Origin of the sequence: Fulvivirga sediminis (assembly GCF_016757215.1) — a bacterium.
Taxonomy (GTDB): domain Bacteria; phylum Bacteroidota; class Bacteroidia; order Cytophagales; family Cyclobacteriaceae; genus Fulvivirga; species Fulvivirga sediminis.
In genome coordinates, this window is record NZ_JAESIY010000007.1 from 29,505 (window position 1) to 43,672 (window position 14,168).

General features: G+C 37.1%; 10 protein-coding genes. 7 read left to right on the forward strand and 3 right to left on the reverse strand.

Annotated features, from left to right (window positions below):
- The first annotated feature begins 427 nt into the window (after positions 1-427).
- The 4 genes from JL102_RS13340 (at position 428) to JL102_RS13355 (ending at position 7,861) form a co-directional block, all read left to right on the forward strand.
- Positions 428-3,484 carry a SusC/RagA family TonB-linked outer membrane protein gene (locus JL102_RS13340; protein WP_202244920.1) on the forward strand — a complete coding sequence of 1,019 codons (3,057 nt, stop codon included), beginning with the start codon at positions 428-430 and terminating at the stop codon, positions 3,482-3,484.
- Positions 3,485-3,494: 10 nt separating this feature from the next.
- Positions 3,495-5,090 carry a RagB/SusD family nutrient uptake outer membrane protein gene (locus tag JL102_RS13345; RefSeq protein WP_202244921.1) on the forward strand — a complete coding sequence of 532 codons (1,596 nt, stop codon included), beginning with the start codon at positions 3,495-3,497 and terminating at the stop codon, positions 5,088-5,090.
- Between the two features lie 166 nt (positions 5,091-5,256).
- Positions 5,257-7,164, forward strand: coding sequence for a DUF4859 domain-containing protein (locus tag JL102_RS13350; RefSeq protein ID WP_202244922.1), 1,908 nt, complete (start codon positions 5,257-5,259; stop codon positions 7,162-7,164).
- A gap of 163 nt (positions 7,165-7,327) precedes the next feature.
- On the forward strand, positions 7,328-7,861 hold the full coding sequence (locus tag JL102_RS13355) for a porin family protein (protein WP_202244923.1): 534 nt from the start codon (positions 7,328-7,330) through the stop codon (positions 7,859-7,861).
- A 61-nt stretch (positions 7,862-7,922) separates the two neighbouring features.
- On the opposite strand, the gene tyrS is transcribed toward JL102_RS13355, so the two are convergent.
- Positions 7,923-9,206 (reverse strand): tyrosine--tRNA ligase, encoded by a 1,284-nt coding sequence (tyrS, locus tag JL102_RS13360; protein WP_202244924.1) that lies wholly within the window; start codon positions 9,204-9,206, stop codon positions 7,923-7,925.
- A 167-nt stretch (positions 9,207-9,373) separates the two neighbouring features.
- Here tyrS and JL102_RS13365 point away from each other — a divergent pair, with 167 nt between their 5' ends.
- Positions 9,374-9,844, forward strand: coding sequence for a pyrophosphohydrolase domain-containing protein (locus JL102_RS13365; protein WP_202244925.1), 471 nt, complete (start codon positions 9,374-9,376; stop codon positions 9,842-9,844).
- Positions 9,845-10,240: 396 nt separating this feature from the next.
- Here the strand turns inward: JL102_RS13365 and JL102_RS13370 are convergent, their stop codons facing one another.
- On the reverse strand, positions 10,241-10,483 hold the full coding sequence (locus tag JL102_RS13370; protein WP_202244926.1) for a hypothetical protein: 243 nt from the start codon (positions 10,481-10,483) through the stop codon (positions 10,241-10,243).
- 13 nt (positions 10,484-10,496) lie between these two features.
- Positions 10,497-10,655 (reverse strand): hypothetical protein, encoded by a 159-nt coding sequence (locus JL102_RS13375; RefSeq protein WP_202244927.1) that lies wholly within the window; start codon positions 10,653-10,655, stop codon positions 10,497-10,499.
- A gap of 384 nt (positions 10,656-11,039) precedes the next feature.
- Here JL102_RS13375 and JL102_RS13380 point away from each other — a divergent pair, with 384 nt between their 5' ends.
- The gene (locus JL102_RS13380) at positions 11,040-11,945 is read left to right on the forward strand and encodes a hypothetical protein (RefSeq protein WP_237390586.1); all 906 of its coding nucleotides are present in this window, start codon (positions 11,040-11,042) and stop codon (positions 11,943-11,945) included.
- Between the two features lie 93 nt (positions 11,946-12,038).
- Complete coding sequence (locus tag JL102_RS13385) at positions 12,039-14,108, forward strand: carboxy terminal-processing peptidase (RefSeq protein WP_202244928.1); 2,070 nt, start codon at positions 12,039-12,041, stop codon at positions 14,106-14,108.
- The last annotated feature ends 60 nt before the right edge of the window (positions 14,109-14,168 follow it).

Sequence of the window (14,168 nt, forward strand, 5' to 3'; positions counted from 1 at the left end):
AAGTATAGCATCAATATCCGTTGCTATACTTTATTGCTTTGGGCGGTAAGGCCTCCGATCCTCTTAAAAATAGAGCATTCCCACTCCAAAAATTACGCACTTATAACCATTGACCAATTCACCTTAACTACAGATCATCTCAAGAAAGTTTGGCTTCCTATCACTATTTACACCCTCAGTATTTTCTTTCAAATTGAGCATTTTTCTTACCTCATCTTAATCAGCTCCAGCTAACACTACAGCCGCATGAGGTCTCATCATCTCTCTACTAATTATTGCTTAATTCTCCCTAAAAGAACAAATAAATACCACTTTTTGAAACAATAGTGATGAGAGATTGAACATTTGTGCGCTTGCTACTCGACCAGATATCCAACCTTTGTTAGGACTATACATATAACATTAAACCATTTAATTTTTATTAAGAATGAAACAAAACTTACTTAAACCGGTAAGGGCTACGGGAGGATCATCTTACCATGCAGGTAAGGTGCACGCCTTCACCAAGCCTTTACTTATCATTTTTATGATGGTATTTTTTACGCATGTTTCTCAGGCGCAGCATGTGGTATCTGGTACAGTAATATCAGGTGCTGAGCAAGTGGGCATGCCTGGCGTTTCGGTATTGATAAAGGGTACAAGCACTGGTGTAACTACAGATGGAGATGGTAGTTACTCTGTAAGTGTGCCCAATGAGAATTCTGTTTTGATATTCTCCTTTATTGGGTATAAATCTCAAGAAGTATCGGTAAGCGGTAGAAGCACTATAGACATCAGTTTGGAAGATGATATTAGCCAGCTGGATGAAATAGTGGTAGTGGGCTATGGTACTCAGAAAAAGTCTGAAGTAACCAGTGCCGTTGCTAGTGTAAAGGCTGAAGAATTTACTGCTGGAGCCATGAGAGATGCCTCAGAGCTCATTAAAGGTAAAGTGGCCGGACTTGACATTACCAATGGTTCGGGAGATCCTTCTGCCAGCGCTAATATATTTCTGCGTGGCGTGTCTACCCTTCAGGGTTCTACGTCGCCATTGATATTGATAGACGGTGTGCCTGGTAGCTTTAACACAGTATCTCCGGCTGATATTGCCTCGATAGATGTTTTAAAAGATGCATCTGCTGCGGCCATATATGGAACCAGAGGAGCTAATGGTGTGATTTTGATTACAACCAAAGGCGGCAGAAGGTATACACCTGCCACCATTACTTACTCACATTATTCAGCCATTTCTAAGCAATTTAATCAACCAGAATTTTTAACAGCAAGCGAATACCTGGAGTATGCTAAAGATTTTGATTTTGAAAACAAGTTTATAGAAGAAGCTGAGAATAATGGAGGAGTTTCTGATACCGATTGGCTTGATGAAATAAGCAGAACTGGGTACATTCAAAATCATAACCTTATGATCCAAGGAGGTACTGAGACTACAACATATTCTGCTAGTGTAAACTATATGAATCAGGAAGGAGTATTTAAAGGATCTGATAATGAGGAGTTAAGAGTTAACTTAAACTTAGACCAGTACTTTTTTGATGATAAGCTAAAAATAGGTTTCAATTTTTTAAGAGGCACTCAAAAGATTGGTTCATTGGGAGACGGCAAGTCATTCAATGCGCTAATTTATAGAAATGCGCTTATCAGGAACCCATTACTCAATATTAAAGATGATAACGACAACTGGATAGAAACTTCTCGCTTACAATATATTAATCCGGTAGGTATGTTAGAAGAAACAGAAGGTGAGCTCACCAATAACTGGACTAGGTTTACTTCTAACATCTCTTTGTATTTGCTAGACAATTGGGAGACTAACCTAATGTTAGCAACCGATAGAAGCAATAACTTTAGAGGATATTATGAAACCAGCAAGCATTACTATTCCGTGTCAAAATCTAATAGAGCCGGTTTTGGTTCCAGGGCAGATGATCAGCTACGTACAGATTATTTAGAGTTAACTTCAAAATATTCTAAAAGCTTTGGCGCGCACAATATCAGCCTAATGGCAGGATACAGCTATCAGTACAATGTAAATGAAGGAGGTTGGGCTAATAACTATGACTTTCCTACAGATGCCTATAGCTATCATAATTTAGAAGCAGGAAGAGCTCTTTTGCGTGGAGAGGCAGGAATGGATAGTTATAAAAACGATAACACTTTAGTGGGTTTCTTCGGAAGGCTCAAATATGGTTTCGATAATAGGTTTGATATATTAGCCAGTGTAAGAAGAGAGGCTTCTTCTAAATTCGGAGATAATTATAAATGGGGTACCTTTCCATCAGTATCTGCTGGCTGGACTATCAGTAATGAGGCTTTTATGGATAACTTATCATTAGTAAGTTTCTTAAAGCTAAGGGCGGGTTATGGTGTTACGGGCGTAATCCCTACTCAGTCCTATTTATCCAAACCTCTGCTTTCGTATTACGGAGACTATTTCTATTACAATGGTGCGTGGATTAATGCCTTAGAGGCTGTTAGAAACCCCAATGCTGACCTTAAATGGGAGCGATCAGGAGAAATAAATATAGGAGTAGATTTTGGTCTGTTAGAGGGCAGAATCAGTGGTAGCATTGATTTCTATAACAAGAAAACCAAGGACTTATTGTGGGAGTACGCCGTGCCACAGCCTCCAAACGTATACCCTTCTACCTTAGCAAATGTGGGAGAGATGCAAAATAAAGGTATTGAAATATTACTAGAAGCTTCTCCTGTTAGATCTAACAATTTTCAATGGAACACCACTCTTACATTTTCTCACAATAAAAATGAGTTGCTTTCATTGTCTAACGATTTATACGAGCAAGAAGGAGACTTTATTGATGAGTATGGGGTAGGAGATCCTATTTCTACGGTTTCACATAGATTGGAGCCGGGCCAGCCTATCGGGAATTTCTGGGGGCTTAAGTCAGTAGATATCAACGAAGATGGTTTGTGGGTAATAGAATTGCCTAATGGAGAAACAGAAGTAATGCAGAGTAATGCCTTTTCAATTAATGACAATAAGCAATATTTAGGAAATGGCATACCAAAATACCGAGCAGGATGGACTAACACATTTAAATACAAAAATTTTGATTTAAGTGTGGTGCTAAATGGAGCATTTGGATTTCAGCTAATGAACCAGCAAAGAATGTTTTATGAAAACCCTAATATCAATTATAATGTGTTAAAGTCTGCTATGGACGACGTATATGGCAAGAGAAGATTAGGCTATAAAAGCCAAACTTTTGTAAGCTACTACATAGAAGATGCTGACTACGTAAAATTAGAGAACGCCACTTTAGGCTATTCAGTGGATATGTCAAATGTTAAATTTGTGAATTCCTTACGGTTTTATGTGTCAGGATCCAATTTGGCTATTATCACGAATTACAAAGGGTCAGACCCTGAGGTGCCTAGAAATGACTTAAGAACACAAGGTATCGACAATAGAGATAAGTTCCCTTCTGTCAGGACCTACACTTTAGGTGTTAATGTAAACTTCTAAACCGAAAATTATGAAATTATTGAATATAAAATGTTGGGTGGCAGGCCTCTTACTTACCACTGTTTTTTCATCATGTACTGATATGGATGAAAACTTATATGATGAGGTTTCTGCCGATGATACAGAGTTTACCGTAGATGATCTGCCAACTATAATTGGCCCTGCTTATATCAGTATGAGAGAATTGTACTGGGGGTGGGAAGGTATGTTAGATATCTACGAAGAATCATCAGATTTAATAGTAACCCCTTACAGGGTGAGCATTGGCTGGGGAGATTTGTATTTAGATATGCACAAGCACAGCTGGGGACCCACCATTAATCATGCTAATAACATGTGGGTGAGAGCTTACAATGGAATAACTGAATGTAATAAGGCGATTTACATCATAGAAAACTTAGAGGATGCCGGTAATACGGATGCCGAAATATATGAATTGAGAGCTTTAAGAGCATTTTATTATTACTTGTTATATGACAACTTCAGAAACATTCCCATTGTAAAACGATATGATGTTCCTGATGGCTTTATACCTGAGCAGGAAGAGAGTGCTGATGTTTATAAATTTGTAGAATCTGAGTTGTTGGAGGCGATGCCCTACTTAAGTGAGGAGAATAACGTAGAGACCTATGGAAGATTTACAACCTGGGCAGCTAAAATGACATTGGCTAAATTATATCTCAATTCCAGCGTTTATATACAGCAAGCAAGGTGGGATGATGCTATAAAGCAAATAGATGATATTATTGCCAGTGGAAAATTCGATCTTTTACCAAGCTATGCTGATAATTTTGCTGTAGAAAATGAAAATAATGCAGAGGAGATATTTTCTATTCCTTTTGATAGTAAATATTCTAGTATAAATACTCACTATCCGCAAAAGACGCTCTATAAACTAAGTTCTCAGACTTTTAATATGCCTGAGCCTTGGGGGGGAAGTTGTGCTATACCTCAATTTATAGACACTTACGACGAAGAGGATAGTAGACTGACAGATTCTTGGTTAGGAGGTCTTCAATACACCGCCTCCGATGAGCCTCTCATGGATGGAGCAAAGCAGTTTGAGTACACTAATTATTTAACAAGTGTAGACTCAGCCTACTATTGGGAAGGGTATAGATTCGTGAAATATGAAATTCCTGTAGGGTGGTCTTTAGCTCCTGGAAATGACATTCCCATGTTTCGCTATGCTGATGCGTTAATGATAAAAGCTGAATGTTTATTAAGAAAAGGCCTTTCCGATGAGGCCGCTCAATTAGTGACCCGAGTCAGGGAAAGAAATTTTAAAACCAACCCTGACAAAGCAGTTGTTACAGGAGCTCAACTACAAGGTGGCAGCACCTACCAGTATGGAGAATACTTAGAAGGCAAAGTAATTAATCCTGAGGGGGGGGCAGATATTCAGTATGGAAGGTTTCTTGACGAACTCGCTTGGGAATTTGTTGGAGAGCACCATAGAAAGCAAGATTTAATCCGTTTTGGAGTATACACCACTAAATCTTGGTTGCAAAAGAAGCCCAGCGATCCGTATCGTATTATATTTCCTATACCCGAACCTCAAAGAAATGCTAATCCCAATTTAGTACAAAATCCAGGGTATAATTAATATATTTGCTAAGGATGTATCAGAAGTAGCTACTTCACACTTTAACGTCAAATTAACATTCTGACCTAGGTTATCACTACTGCTAGTGGTAATTACAAGAAGCTTAATTGGCCTGAAATGTTACTTTTGATACATCCTCATTTTTTTTCAACCCTAAACTCATGTTATGAAATTTAAAGATTTCAAAAATTATCAGTCAGATCGGCTGACTATCAAAATGATAGTGCTGATCTTTTCTTTTTTCTCACTGTTTTCTGTCGGTTGCCAAACCGATGATGATTTAACTCAGGACGTAGAAGCCAAAATGTCTACTCAAGCTGAGTCTGCTGAATTATTAGAACAGAGTGCATTAGGTATTTATATACCTTATGAGCTTAGAAATAATAATTTTAATTCAAATTCTAGCCAATGGTATTATGGTAGAAGTAGAGAATCAGAACATTTCATCGTATTTTGGGATACAGAATATGGAAATAATGATCCTAATTCCAGAGCCATTCCCTCTACCTATCGTGTAGATATTGACGATCTATTAGAAAAGGCAGAAGAATTTTATGCATTAAATATTAATACATTAAAGTTTGCCAGAAGAGGGGTAGGGGAGTCTAACCTAGACCAGTACAAAATGATGATATTTATTTATTATCAAGATGAATGGCTGGCCACAGGCTCTGGCTATGACGATACCATTGGTGCGTTATGGGTTAGCCCTTCCACTTGTCAGCCAGTAGGATCTACCATAGCTCATGAAATTGGACATAGTTTTCAATATCAAGTCTACTCTGACTTAAAGGGTGGATCAGGTTTCCGCTATGGTTTTGGTGGTAACGGTGGTAATGGTTTTTGGGAGCAGACCGCTCAGTGGCAGTCTTTCCAGAGCTACCCTAATGAAGCATTCACATCATATCATTTTCCGGTATACACCGAGAATTATCACAGACACATATGTCATGAGCTCTATAGGTATGCTAGCTATTTCATTCATTATTACTGGACAGACAAGCATGGGATAGATTTTATAGGTAGGCTATGGAGAGAAGCCCAAAGACCTGAAGATCCTTTGCAGGCTTATATGAGAATAACAGGCATCTCTACCGAACAGCTTAATAACGAGATCTATGATGCTGCTAGCAAATTTGTTACTTGGGATTTAGATGCTTTACGCGAAAGAGGCCGAAACTATATTGGTAGGCAGACTTATGAATATACAAGGCTTGATGATGGAAGCTATCAAGTAACTTATGATCGCTGCCCTGGAACTACGGGTTATAACGTTATTCCTTTAAATGTGCCTAAGTCAGGCACACAAATAACGGCTGATTTTACAGGGATGGTTAATGCACCTGGCTATAACCAAGTAGCTAATCCTGCCAGAGCGGGCTGGAGATATGGTTTTGTGGCCTTGTTAGCAGATGGTACTCGTCAGTATGGAGACATGTACCAAGGCACTAATAACTCAGCATCATTCACTGTTCCGCAAAATTGCAGGAACCTATGGTTTGTAGTTACAGGTGCGCCTAACACCTACGCTCCCCATCCTTGGGATGAGGACGTATCTAATGATGACCAATGGCCTTATAAGGTGAAATTTACTAATACAGATGAGTACGGCGATATAGTATTTGATGGTACTGAAACTCAAGAAGATATCACCATTACTTATAATGTAACAGTACCAAACAGTGCCTCTAACTATACTTCTACTACCATAGGTCTTGGTAGTGATCTTGTTGATTTGGCTTATGCTTTCGTGCTAAAACCCAATGATATTACAGCAGCATTAGGTCAAAGTGTTAAGTTTTATGGTGTAGAAAGCAATGGCTACCTTAACCCTCAAAATACAGCTAATGGTTATGGGCATTGGTTTAGTGCTAACGGTAATGTAATAGGCTGGGGGAATAATGCAAAAGTATATTCTGAGTTTGATCAGTCTAACTTTTCATTCACTATAGGCCAATATCCTGGACATAATAACTCAGGAGATCAATATACTATTAGACAAGCTTTAGTATATAATTACTCTGGTAGCGAAAGTGTGCAGGCCACCTTTGTGTTTAACGTTACAGTAGAATAATAAAACTCTTACCTCTTTGAGCTTACCTAAAGGCCATTTCTAATGAAGTGGCCTTTTTATATTCAAATAAAAATAAATCATATGATTAATAACAATTTGAAATTTTAGGCTGTTAAAACAGTGAAATATCAAAAATTGATTTGAATTAAAATTTTTTAAAACCATGAAAAAAATTACTTTACTAGGCTTATTTTGCTTAATGTCAGTTGTTGGTTTGCATGCTCAAGGTATAGGCTTGGGTATTAAGGGCGGAGCCAACTTTGCTAACGTTGATGTTGGTAGCGTAGATACTGATAATAAAACAGGCTATCATTTTGGAGCTTTTTTAGATTTAGGATTGAATGATAATATCAGTATTCAACCAGAAGTACTGTATTCGGCTCAAGGTGCAGATGACTTTGATTTAGATTATTTAACCATACCTGTACTTTTAAAATTAAAATTCCTCAAAGTTCTTAACGTTCATGCTGGTCCTCAATTTGGTATTTTAACCAATGCAGAAGATGATGGTGAGGATGTAAAGGATCGATTGAAATCTGCCGATGTGAGTTTAGCTCTAGGAGCAGGAGTAGATCTTCCTCTTGGCCTTGTCGGTGGTGTAAGATATAACCTTGGAGTTTCTGACATTGATGACGGATACAATGTGGATATCAAAAACCGAGTAATGCAGATATATGTAGGTTGGAAATTATTCTAATCTAACTTCCATAAGAATAAGAAATAACTAAAAAAGGCCTCACTTGAGGCCTTTTGCATTTCTATTCTACTATTATTAAGTAGTAGTTTTTCTTTCCTTTTTGGGCTAAAATGTATTTATCTTGAAGTAGTTTAAAATCACATGGCTGGTTAGCATCTTCAACTTTGGTTTTATTAATGCTCACTCCGCCACCTTTAATCATTTTTCTCGCTTCACCTTTTGAAGGAAACACTAGGCCATCAGTTACTTCAGAGAGTAAATCAGTTACATTCGCTGTTTCCTCTAGCATAGCCTTGCTTATTTGAGTTTGAGGTACGCCTTCAAAAACAGAAAGCAATGTATCTTCATCCAGAGTTACTAAATCTTCTGTAGTAGATTTTCCGAAAAGAATCTGAGAGGCTTTTACTGACATTTCATAATCTTCTTCAGAGTGTACTCTTATAGTGATATCTTTAGCTAATACCTGCTGTAGCTTCCTTAAATGAGGCGCTTCCTGGTGCTCTTTTTCAACGCTTTCAATTTCCTCTTTGCTCAGCAGTGTGAATATTCTGATATAATTAGCAGCATCTTCATCAGAAGCATTTAACCAGTATTGATAAAACTTATAAGGAGAGGTCTTCTTTCTATCTAACCATATAGCGCCAGCCTCTGTTTTACCAAACTTAGTACCATCGGCCTTTTTAATAAGAGGAGTGGTCATAGCAAATGCTTCGCCTTGAGCCTTTCTTCTTATCAACTCTGTACCAGTAACAATATTACCCCACTGATCTGAACCGCCAAGCTGTAGCTTACAGTTTTTATTTTGGTTTAACCAATAGAAATCATAGCCTTGCACCAGCTGATAACTAAATTCTGTAAATGACATTCCGCTTTCAAGCCTTTTCTTTACAGAGTCTTTGGCCATCATATAATTAACGGTAATATGTTTACCTACATCTCTGATGAATTCAAGAAAGCTGAATTCCTTGAACCAGTCATAATTATTGACCATTTCAGCAGAGTTCTCGCCACAATTGAAATCAAGAAACTTTTCTAGTTGCCCTTTTACACAATTGAGGTTATGGTTAAGTATTTCTTCTGATAATAAATTTCTTTCGGCAGATTTCCCTGAAGGATCACCCACCATACCTGTAGCTCCACCTACTAAAGCCAAAGGTCTGTGCCCTGCTTTCTGAAAGTGAACTAAAGTCATTATCTGAGTAAGGTGCCCTATGTGCAGAGAGTCAGCCGTAGGGTCAAAACCAATGTACCCTGTAGTCATTTCTTTTTTTAGCTGCTCTTCGGTGCCGGGCATAATATCGTGGATCATCCCTCTCCATTGTAATTCAGCTACAAAATCTATCATGAACGTTTATGTCTTGTTTGAAGATGTTTTCAATAAGCTACAAATATAGAAAAACCGCTTAGATCTTTTAGTGGTCACCGGCTCTAAAACCATTAATCGATTTATTACTTTTATACGGACGTCATATTGATTAAAATTGTGGTTCAATTTAATGCGGAAGATAGATTATGAAACAACCAGATTCGCTTAACCAAGTAGCAGAATTCCATAAAACATTTAAACACCCTGTACTTTCAGAACCCACTATTCCTGATGAGAAGAGATGTGCACTAAGGGTATCTTTATTGGCAGAAGAGGTGAAGGAACTAGAAGAGGCTATTAAAGATAATGATTTGGTAGAAGTGGCAGATGCTCTATGTGATATTCAATATGTATTATCGGGTGCTATACTGGAATTTGGTCTCGGAGATAAATTCAAAGAACTTTTTGATGAGGTACAACGCTCTAATATGAGTAAAGCCTGTAAAACAGAAGAAGAGGCTAAGGCCACTGTGGCATATTACACCACAGAACGCAATACGGAATGCTACTATAAAGAAATAGATGGAAAGTTCTTAGTTTTCAGAACTGAAGATGATAAAACACTCAAATCCATTAATTATTCGCCAGCCAGTTTAAAGGGTATTATCGATAAATAAGATGTCTCTTGACAATATAAAAATAGGGCCGTCTCAAAAGAAGTTTTAAATTAAATGAGGTCCTCGAAATCTTTCTGATTTTAAATAACAGTACATTGCGAGACTTTCAATATGAAATATGTTAATCATATAACTGTTTTTGAGACAGTCGCTTTTTACTTATAAACTTTTTTACGTAGATATTTGGCCAATTCTTTGTCAAGCAAGCATAAGCTAATTAAGACTATAGTCGGTATCAAAATCACCTTCTACTACAAGCTTTTGTGCTAATAGATTGATAGATAAAAGCATCACGAAACCTATTAAACCGACTTTTAACTTCATATCTATTTCTTAATATTGGAAATTGAATTATGAAGTAGAATATAGGTAAAATATATTTTACGCGTAGTTGTTTTAAATATAAAATTCTAATTGAAACACAGGTGATGATTTTTGGGGAATCGGACGTATGGCTAATATATCAGCAGTATTGAATACTTCAATGAATTCTGTCCTGCTGATTCTTTCTTTGTACTCATCAGGTTTAATTTTATGGTATTGCATCCTTCCCGATGAATTAGCGGTAGCTGTATAAATCATGCTATATCTTAGCGGGATAGGAGAGGGAACAAAACGCATACCATGCATTAAAGCCATATAATGTTCTGATTTAGTAAGAATTCTTGTAATCCAATATCAAAAGATCCTCTAATACCTCTTTGTATTGAGACAAAAGATAAGTAGCCTGCTCAGGAACATAATTAAAGCTTCTTTTTAGCTCTTCTATCTTACATTTAAGTTCATGGATGTAAAATTGTATTTCTCTCATATTTTTACATTGAGAGGGTTTAACAAAATGCCTTTTCGTAAAAACTATAAACTCTTGATCAATTTTTCTTTTTTGGTAAAGATTCATGTCTGTGTAATTCTTCACAAGAATTAGCACAATAATAAACAATAAGGTGGTAATTAAAAATAATGCTGCAATAAATATCGTGTAATTTTACACTACTCATAAAACGACTAATTATTTGCGGTGCATCGCTTTTCCTTTATTATCAATTTGTTATTGGTTGGGTATTATTATTGTTCCTATTGGTAAAACAATCGATCCTAATAGGTTTCTATGGGCATTAATTTTATTTATTACCAATTAATTCACACACAATTTGGTTATATTTAACGATTGAACCACTAAACCTAACAAATCAAAATGCAAGAATCATCTACCGGAGAAGCCTTTTTAAGTACATGGCATCAGGTCATGTTTATTGGCACTATCCTCTTCTCCATTATTGCTATAATAATCTATATTTATCACAAGGTAAGAGTATCAGGCATTAAGGGCTTTAAAGATAAATATGACTACTTACGTAAACATGAAATAAGAACTTATCAGATATGTTTTATCAGCTTAGGAATAGCTCTTGGTTGCCTAATTAACACCTATGGAAGAGGCACTATTTCTTTTGATTGGATATGGTTTTCGGTTAGGCTTTTTATGGGAATAGCCGGTGGCACGTTAGTTGGTTATGTTATAGCCCTTGTGTTGAAATACTATTATCCCACTAGATTGAACAAAAAACTTAGAAAGTGGAGGTATATGCCGCGCATAAATCATGTTACTGGCAATAAAATGAGATTACTCTCTGAGGATGAAGAAGATGTACACCTGGATGAAGGCATGCAAGCTGAGGAAAAAGTGTTCTCTGTGGATTATGATGTGTGGGTAGACGATCAGACAAAAGAGATAAAAATAGAGAAATATCCTGGACATCTAGTAGCTTTACAGTGTAACAATTGCGGGTTTTATACCATGAAAGTGATCCGTGAGCAGATAGTTATTCCGCCTACAGAAACCACTGAGGGGGAACTAATTAAGCATTATGAATGTCAGTATTGTGGTTCTGTTAGAGCTACTCAGTTCAATATAGCAAAGATTACTTCAGGAGCAGAAGACTTACAACGGACGTTAACCAAAACTGGCAGTAATGCCGAGGTGGAACTAGTGAATGTGGAAATTATAAACGCTGAAGGACATAAAAGAACCTATAATTTCCAGTCGGTGATACAGGCGCAAAAGTTCCTGAGAGAATATAATGCTGAAGAAGTGAGCTAATGAAAAACAATATTTTAACTCTTTTATAAAACATCTAACAACCAGTTCGTTATAATACCTATAGAAGACATATTTAGAGTAAGAAGAAGACGTATGAAGAAGATAACATTTGTATTAGCACCGGTTTTGGTTTTGCTAAGTTTTATAACCTATAGTTCAGGTACTTTAAGCCACCTTAGCTATGACCCAAATGACAGCACTACTTTACGGCCAAAGCCTTTTTACGGAGATGAAGCCAAATTAATAACTCAAATACTGGATACTTATCATTATAAGAAAATCCGACTCAATGATTCACTCTCTTCTGTAGTATTAGATGATTATATAGAAACACTTGATAACAATCATTCCTATTTTCTGAAATCAGACATAGACAGTTTTGAAAAGTACAGAAACCAGCTTGATGACCTTACTAAAGCAGGAGATTTAAGCGCTGCTTATGAAATCTATGAAGTTTTCAAAGAGCGGTTTGACAATAGAATGGCTTTTGTGAGTGATCATCTGCTTAACTACGATTATGATTATACTAAAGATGAGTACTATAATACGGATCGATCTAAAGAAGGCTGGGCTAATAATACTGAAGAGCTAAATGACCTATGGAGAAAAATGGTTAAAAGCCAGACTCTATCTCTCAAGCTTACTGATAAAGAGCCAGATGAAATTAAGGATGTGATAAAGAAAAGGTATGATCGTTTTGATAAGGCTATTCAGCAATATAAAAGCGAAGACGTGTTTGAGCTATATATGAATACGTTGGCTGAAGCTTTTGACCCTCATACCAATTATTTCTCACCACGTACTTCTGATAGGTTTAAGCAAAATATGAGCTTGTCTTTAGAAGGAATAGGAGCACGTTTACAAACAGAAACAGACTACACTAAAGTTATTCAGGTAATTCCTGGCGGACCTGCAGATAAGAGTAACTTAGTACATGAAAATGACCGTATTATTGGTGTAGGACAGGGAGAAGACGGAGAAATAGTAGACGTAGTAGGTTGGAGAATAGATGATGTAGTAGAGCTAATAAAAGGACCAAAAGGGACGACCGTTAAATTAGAGATATTGCCTGCAGAAACAGGTGTAAACGGTCCTTCCAAGGAAATTACACTGGTGAGAGAAAAAATTAAACTCGAGGACATGAAGGCTAAGGCTAAGGTTGTTCCGTTTAATAAAGATGGAAAAGAATACAACATAGGTGTGATAACCTTACCTAGCTTTTATATGGACTTCGATGCCTACCAAAAAGGTGACCCGGACTATACCAGCACCACCAGAGATGTGAAAAAACTGGTTAAAGAATTAGAAGGTAAGGGCATAGACGGATTAATGATGGACCTAAGAAACAATGGAGGAGGCTCTTTAGCGGAAGCGATTGACCTTACGGGATTGTTTATAAAAGATGGACCTGTAGTACAGGTAAGAAGTTCTGCCAATAAAATAGAGGTGGGAGAGGATGAAGATCCAGATATTATATATGATGGCCCTATGGCAGTTATGATCAACAGGTTTAGTGCTTCAGCTTCTGAAATATTTGCTGCGGCTATCCAAGATTACCATAGAGGTGTGGTAGTGGGAGAACAGACTTTTGGTAAAGGAACCGTACAAAGCATGATAGACTTGGCCAGGTATATGAATGTTCCTGAAGGAGAGAAAGTAGGACAGCTTAAGCTTACGCTACAAAAGTTTTATAGAGTAACTGGCAGTAGTACTCAGCATATGGGAGTTAGCCCTGATGTTAATCTTCCTTCCGCGTTTGATGCTAAAGAGTTTGGTGAAAGTGCGAATAAAAGTGCTCTTCCATGGGATCAGATCAGCAGCGCCAAGTTCAATATGACTGACAAAGTATCTACTCAAATGGTAAGCAAGCTTAATAATGACTACAATAAGCGAATGAAAACCGATGTAGATCTAAAAGAGCTGGTAGAAGATACAAGAGAGCTCAAAGAAAACCTTGAACGTACAAGAATTTCACTTAACGAAGAAAAGCGTAAACAGGAAATGGAAGAGGCGGAAAATCGTAAAGCGAGCAGAGTATCTATCAACGGAGCAAAAATTGACAAAGAAGCTAACAAGACACCTGAAGATGAGATAGAATTAGATGATCAGTATCTTAAAGAAGGAGTGATTATACTAACTGATCTTATTTCAGACATAGGATAAGCACCAATCAAGAATTATAAAAGTGGTTGTATCATTTTACCCTGCTGCTATTAAAGTTGC